General features: G+C 69.3%; 14 protein-coding genes. 6 read left to right on the top strand and 8 right to left on the bottom strand.

Going from position 1 to position 15,748, the window contains the following annotated elements:
* Window positions 1–7: 7 nt before the first annotated feature.
* On the top strand, window positions 8–997 hold the full coding sequence (locus ACVJ6E_RS15895) for an LpxL/LpxP family acyltransferase (RefSeq protein ID WP_120269814.1): 990 nt from the start codon (window positions 8–10) through the stop codon (window positions 995–997).
* A gap of 19 nt (window positions 998–1,016) precedes the next feature.
* Here ACVJ6E_RS15895 and ACVJ6E_RS15890 read toward each other — a convergent pair whose 3' ends face one another.
* Both ACVJ6E_RS15890 and ACVJ6E_RS15885 read right to left on the bottom strand, forming a co-directional pair.
* Window positions 1,017–2,339, bottom strand: a complete 1,323-nt coding sequence (locus tag ACVJ6E_RS15890; RefSeq protein WP_120269813.1) for a TRAP transporter large permease — start codon at window positions 2,337–2,339, stop codon at window positions 1,017–1,019.
* 6 nt (window positions 2,340–2,345) lie between these two features.
* Window positions 2,346–2,870, bottom strand: coding sequence for a TRAP transporter small permease (locus ACVJ6E_RS15885; RefSeq protein WP_067224672.1), 525 nt, complete (start codon window positions 2,868–2,870; stop codon window positions 2,346–2,348).
* Between the two features lie 301 nt (window positions 2,871–3,171).
* On the opposite strand from ACVJ6E_RS15885, the gene ACVJ6E_RS15880 reads away from it, so the two are divergent.
* Window positions 3,172–4,911 carry a sulfatase-like hydrolase/transferase gene (locus tag ACVJ6E_RS15880; protein WP_120269812.1) on the top strand — a complete coding sequence of 580 codons (1,740 nt, stop codon included), beginning with the start codon at window positions 3,172–3,174 and terminating at the stop codon, window positions 4,909–4,911.
* Here the strand turns inward: ACVJ6E_RS15880 and nagA are convergent.
* The 6 genes from nagA to rph form a co-directional block, all read right to left on the bottom strand.
* Window positions 4,899–6,086 (bottom strand): N-acetylglucosamine-6-phosphate deacetylase, encoded by a 1,188-nt coding sequence (nagA, locus tag ACVJ6E_RS15875; RefSeq protein ID WP_120269811.1) that lies wholly within the window; start codon window positions 6,084–6,086, stop codon window positions 4,899–4,901. The two genes, ACVJ6E_RS15880 and nagA, sit on opposite strands and share 13 nt — an antisense overlap.
* Before the next feature lie 88 nt (window positions 6,087–6,174).
* Window positions 6,175–7,044 (bottom strand): BadF/BadG/BcrA/BcrD ATPase family protein, encoded by an 870-nt coding sequence (locus ACVJ6E_RS15870; protein ID WP_120269810.1) that lies wholly within the window; start codon window positions 7,042–7,044, stop codon window positions 6,175–6,177.
* 24 nt (window positions 7,045–7,068) lie between these two features.
* The gene (gene phaZ / locus ACVJ6E_RS15865) at window positions 7,069–8,697 is read right to left on the bottom strand and encodes a polyhydroxyalkanoate depolymerase (RefSeq protein ID WP_208996796.1); all 1,629 of its coding nucleotides are present in this window, start codon (window positions 8,695–8,697) and stop codon (window positions 7,069–7,071) included.
* 276 nt (window positions 8,698–8,973) lie between these two features.
* A complete protein-coding gene (gene hemW, locus ACVJ6E_RS15860) occupies window positions 8,974–10,131 on the bottom strand; it encodes a radical SAM family heme chaperone HemW (RefSeq protein WP_208996794.1) in 1,158 nt (385 codons plus the stop codon).
* Window positions 10,128–10,775 carry an RdgB/HAM1 family non-canonical purine NTP pyrophosphatase gene (rdgB, locus tag ACVJ6E_RS15855; protein WP_120269807.1) on the bottom strand — a complete coding sequence of 216 codons (648 nt, stop codon included), beginning with the start codon at window positions 10,773–10,775 and terminating at the stop codon, window positions 10,128–10,130. Before rdgB ends, hemW begins: the two co-directional genes overlap by 4 nt.
* A 7-nt stretch (window positions 10,776–10,782) precedes the next feature.
* Window positions 10,783–11,496, bottom strand: a complete 714-nt coding sequence (rph, locus tag ACVJ6E_RS15850; RefSeq protein WP_120270189.1) for a ribonuclease PH — start codon at window positions 11,494–11,496, stop codon at window positions 10,783–10,785.
* A 276-nt stretch (window positions 11,497–11,772) separates the two neighbouring features.
* Between rph and hrcA the strand changes: the two genes are divergently transcribed.
* From hrcA to ACVJ6E_RS15830, 4 genes are all read left to right on the top strand, one after another.
* A complete protein-coding gene (gene hrcA, locus ACVJ6E_RS15845) occupies window positions 11,773–12,840 on the top strand; it encodes a heat-inducible transcriptional repressor HrcA (RefSeq protein WP_208996792.1) in 1,068 nt (355 codons plus the stop codon).
* Window positions 12,841–12,877: 37 nt separating this feature from the next.
* On the top strand, window positions 12,878–13,684 hold the full coding sequence (moeB, locus tag ACVJ6E_RS15840; RefSeq protein WP_120269806.1) for a molybdopterin-synthase adenylyltransferase MoeB: 807 nt from the start codon (window positions 12,878–12,880) through the stop codon (window positions 13,682–13,684).
* A gap of 5 nt (window positions 13,685–13,689) precedes the next feature.
* Window positions 13,690–14,445, top strand: a complete 756-nt coding sequence (locus ACVJ6E_RS15835; protein WP_120270187.1) for a YgjP family zinc-dependent metalloprotease — start codon at window positions 13,690–13,692, stop codon at window positions 14,443–14,445.
* Window positions 14,446–14,532: 87 nt separating this feature from the next.
* Window positions 14,533–15,720, top strand: coding sequence for a multidrug effflux MFS transporter (locus ACVJ6E_RS15830; RefSeq protein WP_120269805.1), 1,188 nt, complete (start codon window positions 14,533–14,535; stop codon window positions 15,718–15,720).
* The last annotated feature ends 28 nt before the right edge of the window (window positions 15,721–15,748 follow it).

Below are 15,748 nucleotides of genomic sequence, written 5' to 3'. Positions count from 1 at the left end.
CCCGGCGATGACCGCCGTTCGCGGCCGCAGGCGCATCCCTCCGGTTGCCTTCGAGGAAACCCATGCGCGCGAGGTCGCGGGCGAGCCCTGGCGCCGGGAACCGGTGCTGGGGCCGGTCAAGCGCGCCTTTCACGAGGCGCTGCGCCGCCTGCCGGTGGGCTTCGGCCCGCGCCTTGGCCACGCGCTCGCGCCTGTCGTCCAGCATATGGAGCGGCGGCGGCTGTTCGCCCGCCGACTGGCCTGGACGCTCGCCCGGCTGCATCCGCGCGCGCCGCTGACGGCCGCCGAGCACACGGCGGCGGTACGGCGCTGGTGGCAGGGGACGGGCGCGATCATGGCCGAATACGCAACGATCGAGCGGCTGCGCGAGGCCGGGCGGCTGGAGGTCGTGGATCCGCACGGCACGCTGGCCGGGCTACCGGCGGACGCGCCGGTCGTCTTCGCCTGCGTGCATCTGGGGCCGTTCGAACTGTGCTTCGAAAGCGTGCTCAACACGTTCGGCCGCGAGGCGGTCGGCACCTGGCAGCCGGAGCCTTCGCTGACGTCCAACCGCATCCTGCACGACCTTCGCACCCGCTACGGGCTCTATGTCTTTCCGCCCGGTCAGCGCTCGGCGCGGCACCTGCACAAGATGGTGGTGGGAGAGGGCTTCGACGCGATCCTGTTCGTCGACGAGGTGCGCGAGCGGCAGATCCACCTGCCCGCCTTCGGCCGGCCGCTGCCGGAGCGGGGCAACGCCTCCGTCGCGATAAAGCTGGCCCTCAAGACCGGGGCGCCGGTGGTGCCGATCCATGTGCTGCGCTCAGGCGCGGCGCGGTACCGCGTGCATGTCGGTGCGCCGCTGGATTTTCAGCGGGAGGGCGCGCCGGACAGCGCCATGATGGCCGGGATTGCCGCGCTCGACCGCCATTTCGAGCCGATCGTCCGGCAGAACCTCGACCAGTGGTACATGCTGCCGGAGCTGCGCCTGCCGGACTTCGACCCGGCAAAGGTCTGAGCGGGGCCTTGCAGCCCCGTCAGTAGAGCAGGCGCACGAGGGCGAGCGTCAGGCCCGGGAACAGCACCAGGATCGCCACGCGGACGATGTCGCTGGCGATGAACGGCACGACGCCGCGGAAGGTCTGCGACAGCGGCACGTCGGGCGCCATCGAGTTGATGACGAAGAGATTCATGCCGACCGGCGGCGTTATCAGCCCGACCTCCACCACGATCAGCACGATGATGCCGAACCACAGGGCGAACTCTTCCGGCGGCAGGCCGAAATCCAGCGCAGAGACGATGGGAAAGAAGATCGGGATCGTCAGCAGGATCATGGACAGCGAATCCATGATGCAGCCGAAGACGAGGTAGCAGACCAGGATGATCAGCAGCACGGTCCAGGGATTGAGCCCGAGCTCGCCGACATAGGCGGCCGACTGCTGCGGCAGCTGCGAGAAGGCGAGAAAGCCGTTGTAGACGCTGGCGCCGAGCACGATGAAGAAGATCATGCCGGTGGCGCTGGCGGTCGACAGGAAGGATTCCACCAGCCCCTTGCGGTCGAGCCCGCCATTGAGGAGGGCGACGATGCCGGTGCCGGCCGCGCCCACAGCGGCGCCTTCGGTCGGCGTGAAGATGCCCGAATAGATGCCGCCGATCACCGCGACGAAGATCACCATGACCGGCCAGACGGCGATCAGCGCGGCGATCCGCTCGGCGCCCGTCGCCTTGGCCTGGCTGCCGGCGCTGTCCGGGCGGAAGCGCACATAGAGCGAGACGGTGAGCATGTAGCCGAGGGCGGCGAGAAGGCCCGGAATGAAGGCGGCGACGAAGAGCTTGGCGATGTTCTGCTCCGTCAGGATGGCGTAGATCACCAGCACGACGGAGGGCGGAATGAGGATGCCGAGCGTGCCGCCGGCGGCAAGGCAGGCGGTCGAGAGGGCGCCGGAATAGCCGCAGCGCCGCATCTCGGGCAGGGCGACCTGGCCCATGGTCGCGGCGGTGGCGAGCGAGGAGCCGCAGATCGCGCCGAAGCCGCCGCAGGCCGCGACCGCCGCCATCGCGACGCCGCCGCGCCGGTGGCCGACCATCGTCTCGGCCGCGCGGAACAGCGCCCGCGACATGCCCCCGCGCGTGGCGAACTGGCCCATCAAGAGGAACAGCGGAACGATGGACAGCGAGTAGTTGGAAAAGGTGCTGTAGACCAGCGACTTGAGCTGCGCCAGGATCGGCACCGTGCTCCCCGTTACCAGCGTCGTTCCGGCAATGCCGACCAGCAGCATCGACAGGCCGATGGGCAGGCGCAGGAAGATCATCAGCAGCAGGACGGGAATCGACCACAGGCCGTATTCGAGCGATGACACGTACGGTTACTCCCGGCCGGTCGCGGCCGCAGGCGGCGCGAGGGTCTCGTCAAGGCTGCGCCAGACGGTGTAGGCACAGACCAGCACGGCGAAGGCGGCGCCGACCAGCGAGGCGGCATAGGGCCACCACAGCGGAAACTGCAGGATGAAGGTGGTCTCGCCATAAGCCTGCTTGTCCAGCATGCCGAGCCACAGGCGCCAGCAGATCAGGCCGCTGGCCAGCGTCATCAGGATATTGGCGATGAGATCGACGCCCGCGTTGACCCTGGGGCCGAAGCGCGCCAGCAGCAGGTCGACGGTGACATGGCCGCGCTTGAGCTGGCACCAGGGCAGGAAGGCGAAGATCGCGAAGGCGGTGCCCGCTTCCACCAGCTCGTAGTCGCCGGGAATGGGGCCAAGGCCGACGGAGGTCAGCGCGCGGCCGGTGATCGACACGACGGTGGCGATGGTCAGCGCGACCAGCACCGCACCGCCGGCAATCGCCAGCCAGGCACAGAGCCGCTCCAGCAGCCGTTCGACGGATTGACGCATCAGCTATCGGTCCTCCCCAGCGCGAGCCCGGCGCCGTCGGCGCAGACTGCCCGCTCCCTTGCGGTCTCTGCCCGTCCTGCTCTTAGCGGCTGGCGCGGGCGGCGACAACTCCCGCCCTCAGGCAGGCGCAACCGGCAAGACCGACAGGGTGGGCCATGCAAAAGGTAATGTAAAATGAGATTTGGATGAGTTTCCATAACCGCTGGTGCGGCCGGTCGGCCCATGCTTGCCTCTCCCGTCCGGCTCGGCTCAACTGCGGGCCGTTGGACAAGCGATTTGGGCCTGAAGGGAGTGTCCGGGAGTGGCGAGACGCGCGCGCAATATCCTTTTCGTGATGTATGACCAGCTGCGCTTCGACTATCTCAGCTGCGCCGGCCATCCGCACCTCAAGACGCCGAATTTCGACCGGCTGGCGGCGCGCGGAGTGCGCTTCACCAATGCCTATGTGCAGTCGCCGATCTGCGGCGCCTCGCGCATGAGCTTCTACACCGGGCGCTATGTCGGCTCGCACGGCGCGGCCTGGAACAACTATCCGCTGAAGGCGGGCGAGGTGACGCTGGGCGACCATCTGCGGGCACGCGGCATGGACGCGGTGCTGATCGGCAAGACCCACATGAAAGTCGACGATGCCGGGCTCGACCGGCTCGGCATCTCGCGCGGCGGCATCATCGGCACGCGCATCGCCGAATGCGGCTTCGATGCCAGGGTGCGCGACGACGGGCTGTGGGCGGAAGGTCCGGACGGGCCGTACGACGCCAAGCCCTCGCCCTACAACGAATTCTTGAAGGCGCGCGGCTACGACAGCCGCAATCCCTGGCACGACCATGCCAATTCCGGTCTTTCGCAGGAGCGGGACGCGGACGGGCGCGGCGACATCGAGAGCGGCTGGCTGATGCGCAATGCCGGGCTCGCGGCGAATGTGCGGGAAGAAGACGCCGAGACGCCCTGGCTGACCGATGAGACGCTGGCCTTCCTCGCCGAGCGGTGCGAGGAGCGGCGGGCGGTCCCCTGGCTCTGCCACGTTTCCTACATCAAGCCGCACTGGCCCTATATCGTGCCGGCGCCCTATCACGACATGTACGGCCCCGAAGACGTGCTGCCGGCCGTGCGCGACGAGCGCGAGCGGGCCGACCCCAATCCGGTCTTCGAGGCCTTCATGCAGAGCCGGGCCTCGCGCAGCTTTGCCCGCGACGAGGTGCGGGAGGCGGCGATCCCCGCCTATATGGGCCTGGTGCGCCAGTGCGACGACCAGTTCGGCCGGCTGCTCGACGCGCTGGAGGAAAGCGGCGCGCTGGACGACACGATGATCGTCGTCACCTCCGACCATGGCGACTATCTCGGCGATCACTGGCTTGGCGAGAAGGACCTCTTCCACGAACCCTCCGTGAAGGTGCCGCTGATCGTCTACGACCCTTCGGAAGAGGCCGATGCGACCCGCGGCAGCACCTGCGGCGCGCTGGTCGAGGCGATCGATCTGGCCGCCACCTTCGTCGACCAGGCGGGACGCCGGGACGGCGAGGTGCCGGACCTGCCCGGCCACATCCTGGAAGGACGCTCGCTGTTGCCCTGGCTGCATGGCGAAAGGCCCACAGACTGGCGGCGCGCGGCGATCAGCGAATACGACTATTCCTGCACGCCGATGGCCGACCGGCTCGGCGTCTCAGTCAAGGATGCCCGGCTCTTCATGGTGTTCGACGGGCGCTACAAGCTGATCCACGCGGAAGGCGGGCTGCCGCCGATGCTGTTCGACCTGGAAAGCGATCCGTCCGAATTCAACGATCTCGGCCGCGATCCCGCCCATGCCGGCGAGGTGGCGCGGCTGCGCGGCCTGCTGGCCGACTGGGGTCTGCGGCTCAGCCAGCGCACCACGGTGAGCGACAAGCAGATCCTGGCGCGGCGCGGCGGGGCGGGCGGGCGCACCGGCGTGCTGATCGGCGTCCACGACGAGGCCGATGCAAGCGAGGAGGCCCTCGCCTTCTATCGCGGCAAGGTGAAACCCATGGCTCGGTCAGAGCAGGATGAGACGGATCAGGCCGAATAGAGCCGGCTGCCGGCGATCCAGGTGGCGCGCACCCGCAAACCGGCGTCGAGCTCGACGAAATCCGCGTCGAAACCGGGCAGCAACCGGCCCTTGCGCTCGGCAAGGCCGGCGGCCTCGGCCGCATGCAGCGAGACCATGCGCAGGGCCATCTCCAGCGGCAGGCCGATGGGCCCGGCGAGCCGGCGCAGCGAGGCGGACATATCGATATCGGCACCGGCTAGCGTGCCGTCGGCCAGGGTCAGCCGGCCGAGCCCTTCGCCCATCGGCTCGCGGGCGATCTCGCGGCCGTTCAGCGTGAAGGAGCTGGCATCGGTGCCGAGCGGGGCCATCGCGTCGGTGACGACGAAGAGGCGGCCGGGGCCGGCCTTGCCGCGTGCGGCGATGCCGATCACCGGATCGGCGACGTGCAGCCCGTCGACGATGATGCCGGCCGACAGCGCGCCGGTGGCCAGCGCCGCCCCCGCAAGGCCGGGCGCCCGATGACCGAGCGGGCTCATCGCGTTGAAGAGATGGGTGACGAGGCGCGCGCCGGCAACGGTCGCGGCCAGCGCGGTGGCGTGATCCGCATCGCTGTGGCCTAGGCTGACCATGACGCCGGCATCGACGAGCCGGCGGATCGTCTCGCTCGGCACGATCTCGGGCGCCAGCGTGACGAGAAGCAGCGGCAGGCGGCGGGCGGCGTCGATGAGCTGTTCGGTATCGGCCTCGGCCATCGGCCGGATCAGCTCGGCCGCATGGGCGCCCTTGCGCGAGGGGGCGAGATGCGGCCCCTCCAGATGCAGGCCGAGGCAGCCGGGCACGCTGGTCGCCGCGCCGATGGCGGCGCGAATCGCCCGCTCGGCCACCTGCGGCGTGTCGGTGATCAGCGTCGGCAGGAAGGCGGTGGTGCCGAAGCGGCGATGGGCGGCCGCGATGGCGGCGATGGAATCACGGTCGGTCGCGGTGTTGAACTGCACCCCGCCGCCGCCATTGACCTGAAGGTCGATGAAGCCGGGCACCAGCATGTCGCCGGCCGCCTCGATCCGCTCGGCATCGCCCGGCAGGTCGTGGCCGCGCACGATGCCGGCAATGCCGCCGTTTTCAACGAGAAGCGCGGCATCCTCGTGCCAGCGCTCGCCGTCGAAGATCTTCCTTGCAGAAATCGCCAGGGGGCGCCGGGGAGTCTCGTCAGGCATGGTCCGGGCATCCCGCGTCGGGGCCGGCCTGTCGCCGGCGGGAGGGTCGTTGCCGCTTTTTGCGTCAGCCGTCCGCGGCGCGCAAGCGTCAGGCGGCGAAAAACGCGCGCCTCGCCATGCGCACGGCCCCGTCCAGCGCATCGCCCAGCGGCTCGGCAAGGAGCGCGGCAAGGGGCGGTGCAAGACGCGGCGCATAGAGAGGGGCAAGGCCGCCCATCAGCACGATGCGCTCGCAGCCGGGAAAGACAAGGGCGGCGAGCATTTCCTCCACCTCCCTGGTGAAGGCGGCAAGCAGGGCCTCGGCCTCGCTGTCGCCGGCCTTCGCCGCGGCAAAGACCGCCGGGGCGTGGCGGGCGAAATCGGCCTGGCGGGCGGACCCGGCAAAGGCGACCATGCGGGCGGGATCGTCGCCGAAGGCGGCAAGCAGCATCTCGGCAAGCCTTCCGCGCGGGCGTACCCCGTCGCGCGACAGCAGCGCCGATTTCAGCGCCTCGCGGCCGAGCCTGGCGCCGCCCCCCTGGTCGGCGAGATGCACGCCCCAGCCGCCGACGCTGCGGATCTCCCCGTCCTGCCTGGCGAGAAAGGCCGAGCCGGTGCCGAGGATCGCCATGATGCCGTCATGGGGGCCGAGTGCGCCTTCCAGCGCGATCTCGCCGTCGCCGACGAGCTCAACCTGCGAGAAGGGAAGGGAGAGAAGCGAGCGGCCGTCGCGGCCGAGCTGGCGGGCGCCGGCAAGGCCGAGCAGCGCCGGACAGGCGGAGAGCGCGCCGGCCGGCAACCCGGCCTCGGCGAGCGCGCCTTGCGCCGCTGCAACGATGTTTGCGGCGGCCTGCTGCGGATCGGTCGCGACATTGGCCGGACCGGCGAGACCGCGCGAGACGATCTCGCCGTCGGGACCGGCAAGGGCGGCGCGGCAGGTGCTGCCGCCGCCGTCGATGGCGATGAGCCAGGAGCTCATGTCAGTGCGCTCACTGCCCTCGGCTCAGTGCGTGGCGGGCTGCTCGGCGAGCTTGCGGGCCTGCTCGATCCAGCCGTCGCGGTCGATGCGGCCGCGGAAGTCGAGCCGGTTGTCGAGCGCGGCGATCTGCTCGTCGGTGAGCGCGGCGATCTGCCAGTAGTGGAAGATGCCGGCGCCGTTGAGCGCGGTCTGCAGCTTCGGCCCGACGCCGGAAATGGCCGTGAGGTCGTCGGCGACGCCGCGCGGCTTGGCCAGCAGGACCTCTGCCAGCGGATCGGAGACCGGCTTGGTCTTGGTCTTTTCAGGGGCCTTTTCCGGGGCCTTTGCGGGGGTCTTCGCCTCGGCGGGCTTCTCGGCGACGGGAATGGTCACCTCGGAAGAGGCCGACTTCACCGTGTCGGAAGCCTTGGGAGCCGTGGTCGGCAGATGCGCGTGGCTGCGCATGAAGTCGAGGATGCGCGGGGCGATCTCCGAGCGGAAGCGCGAGCCGTTGAACACGCCGTAATGGCCGACATCGGGCTGCATGTAATGGGCGCGCATGTCGGGCGAGAGATTGACGCACAGATTGTGCGCCGCCATCGTCTGGCCGCGGCCGGTGATGTCGTCCTTCTCGCCCTCGACGGTGAGCAGCGCCGAGCGGCGGATCGCGCCGCAATCGACCAGCTCGCCGCGATGGCGCATCTCGCCCTTGGCGAGCGCATGGCGGATGAACACGGTCTCGACCGTCTGCAGGTAGAACTCCGCCGTCAGGTCCATCACCGCGAGATACTCGTCGTAGAAGTCGCGGTGCTTCTCGGCATTGTCGCCGTCGCCGGAGACGAGATGCTGGAAGAACTCGTGATGCGCGTTGACGTGCCGGTCGAGGTTCATGCTCATGAAGCCCGAAAGCTGCAGGAAGCCCGGATAGACGTCGCGCATGAAGCCCGGCTGCGGGAACGGCACCTTCATGATGACGTTGCGCTCGAACCAGTCGATGCTCTTGTTCTCGGCCAGATCGTTGACGGCGGTCGGGTTGATCCGCGTGTCGATCGGCCCGCCCATCAGCGTGACGCTGGCCGGCGCGCAAGGATCGTTGTGCGCTTCCATCACCGCCGTGGCGGCAAGCACCGGTACCGAGGGCTGGCATACGGCCATGACATGGGTGTCCGGCCCCAGGAAGTGCAGCATCTCGATGACGTAGTCGATGTAGTCGTCAAGATCGAACCGGCCGTCGGTGAGCGGCACCATGCGCGCATCGATCCAGTCGGTGATGTAGATGTCGGCGCTCGGCAGCATGGTCTCGACCGTGCCGCGCAGCAGCGTCGCATAGTGGCCCGACATCGGCGCAACCATCAGGATGCGCGGGCCCTTGTGCTTGCGCTCGCCGAGCTTGCGGTCGAAATGCAAGAGGTTGCAGAAGGGCTTCTTCCAGACGATCTCCTCGCGCACCGGCACCTTGACGCCGCTGACGGTGGTCTGGGTGAGGCCGAACTCCGGCTTGCCGTAGCGCCGGGTCATCCGCTCGATCATCTCGCAGCCGGCGGCGACAGAGCGCCCGATCGGGGTGTGGGAGAACGGATTGAGCGGGTTCTGGAAGTACAGGCGCGTCATGTCCGCGGTCGCCCGCAGAGGACTCATCGCCGCATGATTGAATTCATAGACCTGATAGAACACGTGACCGACCTCGCAATCTCCGTGAGGCAGTGCAGCATGGCCGCCTGCCTTTTTTCGCATTGCAAAATAGTATGACAAAGATTAACGCCGCTTCAACCTGTACGGAGGTCCACATGGGCTCAGGCGGTGCGGGGATACCGGACGTAGCGGTTCAGGCGAGGAAAACTTCTCCCGTCTGTTCCGAAAACGCGAGGCAAGACAGGATCTTGCCAGAAGCGGCCACGCGGTGGAAAAAAGTTGCGGCGACCGCTTTTTTTCAGCGGATCCCGTCAAAAATCACGATGCGAGATCGGCAACGACGGCGTCCAGCACGAGGCAACCGGCCGGCGTGACGCGCATCCGTGTGCCGTCGAGTCGTTCCACCATGCCGTGTTCGACGAGATCGGCGACACGCCGCGGATCGATCCGGCGGTCGGAAATCGCCTCGAAACGGGCAAGGTCGACGCCCTCCACCAGCCGCAGGCCCATCAGCAGGAACTCGTCGCCCTGCTCTTCCTGGGTGAGGGCAGTGTCCTCCACCAGCCCCTCGCCGCGCGCCTCGACGGCGGCAAGCCAGGTCTCGGGATGGCGCTCGGTGGCGGTGGCGAACTTGCCGTTGCCGCCGGTCAGCCGGCCATGGGCGCCGGGGCCGACGCCGACATAGTCGCCGTAGCGCCAGTAGACGAGATTGTGCCGGCATTCCGCGCCGGGCGCGGCATGGTTGGAGACCTCGTAGGCCGGCATGCCGTGGGCGGCGCAGATCTCCTGCGTCAGGTCGTAGAGATCGGCCGCGGTGTCGGGATCGGGCACCACCAGCTTGCCGGTGCGGTGCAGCTCGAAATAGGGCGTGCCCTGCTCGATGGTCAGCTGGTAGAGCGACAGGTGATCGGCGGCAAGGCCGATCGCCTCCTCCAGCTCGGTGCGCCAGGCGGCAGCATCCTGGTCGGGCCGGGCGTAAATCAGGTCGAAGGAGATGCGCTCGAAGGTCGAGCGGGCGATGCCGATCGCCTCACGCGCCTGGGCCGCGTCATGCAGCCGGCCGAGACGCTTCAGGTCCGCATCCCTCAGGGACTGCACGCCGAGCGAGAGGCGGTTGACGCCGGCCGCGCGATAGCCGCGGAACCGCTCCGCCTCCACCGATGAGGGGTTGGCCTCCATCGACACCTCGACGGTGGGCGAGATTTCCCAGTGGCCGGCGATGGCGTCGAGCACGCGGCCGACCGTCGCGGGAAGCATCAATGACGGGGTGCCGCCGCCGAGGAAGATCGAGTCGACCCGCCGTCCGCGCGTGCGGGCGGCGAAATAGGCAAGCTCCCGTTCGAAGGCCGCGGCAAAGCGCGCCTGATCGACGCCGGCATGGCGGACATGGCTGTTGAAGTCGCAATACGGGCATTTGGCCTCGCAGAAAGGCCAATGCACATAGATGCCGAAACCGCCGTCCGCCTGAGCCATCATGCCTCCAGGCAGCGTGCCGAGAAGTCTGCGAAGGCGCGGGCACGGTGCGACAGCGCGGTGCCGTCCCGCCCGTGCTTTTCCTCCGCCGACATTTCGCCGAAGGTGCGGCCTTCGCCGTCCGGCTGGAACATCGGGTCGTAGCCGAAGCCGCCGCTGCCGCGCGGCGGCCACACGGCGGTGCCCTCGACCTCGCCGCGGAACAGGGCGACCTCGCCGTCCGGCCAGGCAAGGCAGAGAACGGCGACGAAGGACGAGCGGCGGTCAGCCGGATCGGTCGCGCCGGCGGCATGCAGCTTTTCCTCGATGGTCCGCATGGCCATCGCGAAATCCTTCTCCGGTCCCGCCCAGCGGGCCGAGTAGACCCCGGGATCGCCGTTCAGCGCGAAGACGCAGAAGCCGCTGTCGTCGGCAAGCGCCGGCAGGCCCGAGGCCTCGGCGGCCGCGCGGGCCTTCAGCTCGGCATTGGCCTCGAAGGTGGTGCCGGTCTCTTCCGGCTCCGGCAGGCCGAGCGAGCCGGCCGAGACGACCTCGTAGCCGTAAGGCGCCATCAGGTCGCCGAACTCGCGCAGCTTGCCCGGATTGTGGCTCGCCAGCACGATCCGGCCGGGCTCGAGCCGGCGCATGGGGGAGGTGGTGTCGGTCATGCGAGCCTCACGAGATCGCCATCTTCTGCAGGTCGACCAGCCGGCCGATGCCGGACTTGGCCAGCGCCAGCAGCTGCGCGAACTGCTCCTCGGAGAAGGGCTCGCCCTCCGCCGTGCCCTGGATCTCGACGATGCCGCCGGAACCGGTCATGACGAAATTGGCGTCGGTATCTGCGTCCGAGTCCTCGAGATAGTCGAGGTCGAGCACCGCCTGGCCGCCATGGATGCCGCAGGAAATCGCGGCGATATGGTCCTTCAGCACCTTGCCGGCGACCATGTCGCGGGCGCGCATCCACTCGATGCAGTCGTGCAGGGCGACCCAGGCGCCGGTGATCGCGGCGGTACGGGTGCCGCCATCGGCCTGGATGACGTCGCAATCGACGGAGATCTGGCGCTCGCCGAGCAGCGGCAGGTCGACGATGGCGCGCAGCGAGCGGCCGATCAGCCGCTGGATCTCCTGGGTACGGCCGGACTGCTTGCCCGAGGCGGCCTCGCGGCGCATGCGTTCGCCGGTGGCGCGCGGCAGCATGCCGTATTCTGCCGTGACCCAGCCACGGCCCTGGCCGCGCAGCCAGGGCGGAATGCGCTCTTCCAGGCTCGCGGTGCACAGCACATGCGTGTCGCCGAACTTGACCAGGCACGACCCTTCTGCGTGCTTGGAAACGCTCCGTTCCAGCGTCACGGCGCGCAACTCGTCCGCTGCACGTTTGGATGGCCGCATGTCGATCCCCTTCAAGCCTGCCGCGCGGGGCATCGATGCCCCTTGCTCCTGTTTCGCGTCCCTCTTAATCCAATATGGGACCGGAATGAAATGCCTGTCTGCCGCTTGTCCCGTGCCGGCCCCCATGCGGGACCTTCGTTCTTGCGCCTTTGGCATGGGCAATCGCGGGCAGGGCGCACTATATTCGGGGGCGCGCCATGTGGCCGAACAGGCAGGGCCGCCGGGCAGGGGACATAAGGTGCCGAACGTGGATTTGCAGAACCGGGGAGCAGGAACGTGACGCTGGGTGTGCCGTCCGTGAGCCTTGGCGATCTCGACAAGCGGTCGCGGGAGATCTTCCGTGCCATCGTGGAATCCTATCTCGACACCGGCGAGCCGGTGGGTTCGCGCAATCTGTCGCGCCTGCCGGGCATCCAGCTGTCGCCGGCCTCGATCCGCAATATCATGTCGGACCTTGAGCATGCCGGGCTGCTCTATGCCCCGCACACCTCGGCCGGGCGCATGCCGACGGAAGGGGGCCTGCGCTTTTTCGTCGACGCGCTGCTGGAGGTGGGCGACCTGACGCGCGAGGAGCGCGATCAGATCGACATTCAGGTCAAGGCGGCGCGCAGCGAGCGCACCAGCGAGCAGCTTCTGACCGAGGCCAGCCAGATGCTGTCCGGCCTGTCGCGTGGGGCGGGCGTCGTCTTCACCCACAAGGCGGATGTGCGCCTGCGCCATGTCGAATTCGTCCGCATCGAGCCGCTGAAGGCGCTTGTGGTGCTGGTCGGCGACGACGGCTCGGTTGAGAACCGCATCGTCGACCTGCCGCCGGGCCTGCCGCAGACGGCGCTGATGGAGGCGTCGAACTATCTCACCAGCCTGATCCGCGGGCGGACGCTCGCCGAGGCGCGGCGTGAGCTGGAGACCCAGCGCGACCGCCACCAGAAGGAGCTGGACGAGCTGACCGCCAAGCTGGTGGAAGCCGGCATCGCCACCCGTTCCGGCGTGGTCGACGCGGCCGGCTCGCTGATCGTGCGCGGCCGCTCCAACCTCTTGTCGCACCTGGAGGCCGAGCAGGACCTGGAGCGCATTCGCCTGCTGTTCGACGACCTGGAGAACAAGCGCGACCTGATCCAGCTGCTGGCCGCGGCCGAGGGCGGCGACGGCGTGCGCATCTTCATCGGCTCTGAGAACAAGCTGTTCTCGCTGTCCGGCTCCTCCATCGTCGTCTCGCCCTTCCGCGACCAGGACGACCGGATCATCGGCGTGCTCGGCGTGATCGGCCCGACCCGGCTGAACTATGCCCGCATCATCCCGATGGTCGACTATACCGCCCGGCTGGTCGGCCGCCTGCTGCGCTGACCGCCTGCCTCCCCCTTCCGACGCTCCGGACCTTTCGATGACCACGCTTTCGCCCGCAGAACTCGAACGCTATGCCCGCCACATCGTCTTGCAGGATGTCGGCGGCCCCGGCCAGCAGAAGCTGAAGGCCGCGAAGGTGCTGGTGATCGGTGCCGGCGGGCTCGGCGCGCCGGTCTTGCAATATCTGGCGGCGGCCGGCGTCGGCACGCTCGGCGTCGTCGACGACGACACCGTGTCGCTGTCCAACCTGCAGCGCCAGGTGATCCACGACACCGACCACCTGGGCGAGCCGAAGGTGGCGAGCGCGGCCGAGGCGATCGCCCGGCTGAACCCGCATGTGAAGGTCGAGCCGCATGTGGCGCGGCTTGGCGCGATGAACGCGCTGGCGCTGATCTCGCGCTACGACCTCGTGGTCGACGGCTCCGACAATTTCGCCACACGCTATCTGGTTTCCGATGCCTGCTTCTTCGCCGGCAAGCCGCTGGTCACCGGCGCGGTCGGCCGGCTCGACGGCTCGCTGACGCTGCTGAAGCCGCATGAGACCGGCGAGGACGGCACGCCGAACCCGACCTATCGCTGTCTCTTCCCCGAGCGCCCGGCCGACGGTCTGCTGCCGACCTGTGCGCAGGCCGGCGTGCTCGGTGCGCTGACCGGCATCATCGGCACGATGCAGGCGATGGAGGCGATCAAGGAGATCGTCGGCTTCGGCGAAGGCCTGCTCGGCCGGCTGTTGCTGGTCGACACCCGCTCCATGCGCTTCGAGACGATCCGCTATCGCTGGAGCGCCAAGAACCCGCTGAACGGCAACGTCCGCAAGCGCTTCGACGAGCTGGCCGGCGCGTGAACGGCTTGTTCCGCCTGCGCCGGCAGCCGGTCCTGCCCGAGGAGATCACCCTGGAGATCGACGGGCGGGAGCAGCGCATCGTGCTGCGCGGCAACCCGCAGGCGCGCCGCTACATCCTGCGCGTGCCCTCCGACGGCGGCGCCCCGGTGCTGACCGTGCCGAAGGGCGGAAGCCTGGCCACCGCGCGCGAGTTCGCGCAGCGCCAGCGCGGCTGGCTGGCCGGGCGGCTGGGCGAGCGGCCCGAGGCGGTGCCTTTCGCGGAAGGCGGGGTGATCCCGCTGCGCGGGGCGGCGCACCGGATCATTGCCGCCGGCGGATTGCGCGGGCTGGTGCGCGCCGAGCCGGCCCCGGAGCTGCAAGAGGACAGCGAAGCCGTCGGCCGTCTGCTGGTGCCCGGCGCTGCCGAGCACATCGCCCGCAAGCTCACCGACTGGCTGAAGCGCGAGGCGCGGCGCGATCTGGAGCGCGCGGTGGCGCACCATGCGGCGGCGCTCGGCCGCACGCCAACGGCCCTCACCCTGCGCGATACGCGGAGCCGCTGGGGCTCCTGCACGGCGGACGGGCGGCTCTCCTTCTCCTGGCGGCTTGTGCTTGCGCCGCCGTCGATCCTCGATTACGTCGCTGCCCATGAGGTTGCCCATCTCGCCGAGATGAACCACGGCCCGCGCTTCTGGGCCCATTGCCGCCGCCTTGCCCCGCACACGGAGGAGGCGCGCGACTGGCTGAAGCGCGAGGGCGGCCGCCTGCATCTTTACGGCTGACCCGGCAGTCCTGCCCCGCCAGCCGCCCTCTCCCCCCGGCGCCCGCCCAAGCTCGCGGCCGCGCGCCGCCGCCAGAAGGCCGCTCGCATGCTCAAGCCGGACACCTGGGCGCTTACCATCCTGCTCGCCAGCCTGACGGCGCTCGGCCCGATCTCCACCGACATGTACCTGCCGGCGCTGCCCTCGATCCTGCGCGAGCTGGAAACCAACCACGCGGCGGTGCAGCTGACCCTGTCGGTGTTCCTCGTCGGCTTCGCCGCCGGACAGGTGTTCTACGGCCCGCTCGCCGACCGCATCGGCCGCAAGCCGGTGCTGATCGCCGGCCTTGCCATCTACGCGGTGGCGAGCCTTGCCTGCACGCTGGCCCCGACCGTCGAGGTGCTGATCGTGGCGCGCTTCTGCCAGGCCTTCGGCGCGGCGGGACCGGTGGTGCTGGCGCGCGCCGTGGTGCGCGATCTCTACGAGGGGCCGCGCGCGGGCCAGGAACTCGCCCGCATGGGCTCGATCATGGGCCTTGCCCCGGCGATCGCGCCGTTCTTCGGTGGGTTGATCGCGGCGGCCGGCGGCTGGCGCTTCGTCTTCCTGGTCTCGGTTGCCTTCGCCGCGGTGGTGATCGTCGGCATCTGGCGCGGCCTGCCCGAAACGATCCGGGCGCGCGAGACGGCGCCCTTCTCGATCCGCGCGATCCTGTCGGGCTTTGCCGGCCTGTTGCGCCACCGCGCCTATGCCGCCTATCTGGCGGTGGTGACGCTGACCTATTGCGGGCTGTTCGCCTTCATCTCCGGCTCGTCCTTCGTGCTGCAGGACATCTTCGCCCTCAGCCCTTCGGTCTATGGCATCGCCTTCGGCGTCTGCGCCGGCGCCTATGTGGTGGGAACGCTGATCGGCCAGCGGCTGGCGCCGAAAAAGGGCGCGGAAGTCACGATCCTGACGGGCTGCGTGCTGCTGGCGCTGGGCGGGGCGGCAATGATTGCCGCGGTTCTGGCCGCGCCCTCGGCGGTTTCCGTCATCGCGCCGATGATGCTCTACATGGTGGGGGTGGGCCTTGCCCTGCCGCAGGCGCAGGCCGCGGCCCTGATGCCCTTCCCGGACCGCGCCGGCAGCGCGTCCTCACTGATGGGTATCTGCCAGATGGGCACGGCCGCGGCGGTGGGCATCGCCGTCGGCGCCACCCATGGCGGCACCGCCCTGCCGCTGGCGTTGATCATCGCCGCCAACGGCTTCGGCGCGGTTCTGGCGCTGCTGGTCAGCCGCCGCGCCCGCAGGGCCGGCTGAGCGGCGAAGGCCGGCTCAGCCGTATCCC

Source organism: Stappia sp. G46H5W (assembly GCF_058448995.1).
The sequence above is the reverse complement of the archived record's forward strand: the minus strand, read 5'-3'. Positions and strand labels throughout refer to the sequence as shown.

Coding starts and splice junctions, on each gene's coding strand:
- rph (WP_120270189.1), bottom strand. CDS start 11,496: ATGCGGCCATCCAAACGTGCAGCGGACGAGTTGCGCGCCGTGACGCTG.
- rdgB (WP_120269807.1), bottom strand. CDS start 10,775: ATGACCGACACCACCTCCCCCATGCGCCGGCTCGAGCCCGGCCGGATC.
- ACVJ6E_RS15895 (WP_120269814.1), top strand. CDS start 8: ATGACCGCCGTTCGCGGCCGCAGGCGCATCCCTCCGGTTGCCTTCGAG.
- ACVJ6E_RS15870 (WP_120269810.1), bottom strand. CDS start 7,044: ATGAGCTCCTGGCTCATCGCCATCGACGGCGGCGGCAGCACCTGCCGC.
- ACVJ6E_RS15885 (WP_067224672.1), bottom strand. CDS start 2,870: ATGCGTCAATCCGTCGAACGGCTGCTGGAGCGGCTCTGTGCCTGGCTG.
- moeB (WP_120269806.1), top strand. CDS start 12,878: ATGACCACGCTTTCGCCCGCAGAACTCGAACGCTATGCCCGCCACATC.
- hemW (WP_208996794.1), bottom strand. CDS start 10,131: ATGATGGCTCAGGCGGACGGCGGTTTCGGCATCTATGTGCATTGGCCT.
- ACVJ6E_RS15830 (WP_120269805.1), top strand. CDS start 14,533: ATGCTCAAGCCGGACACCTGGGCGCTTACCATCCTGCTCGCCAGCCTG.
- nagA (WP_120269811.1), bottom strand. CDS start 6,086: ATGCCTGACGAGACTCCCCGGCGCCCCCTGGCGATTTCTGCAAGGAAG.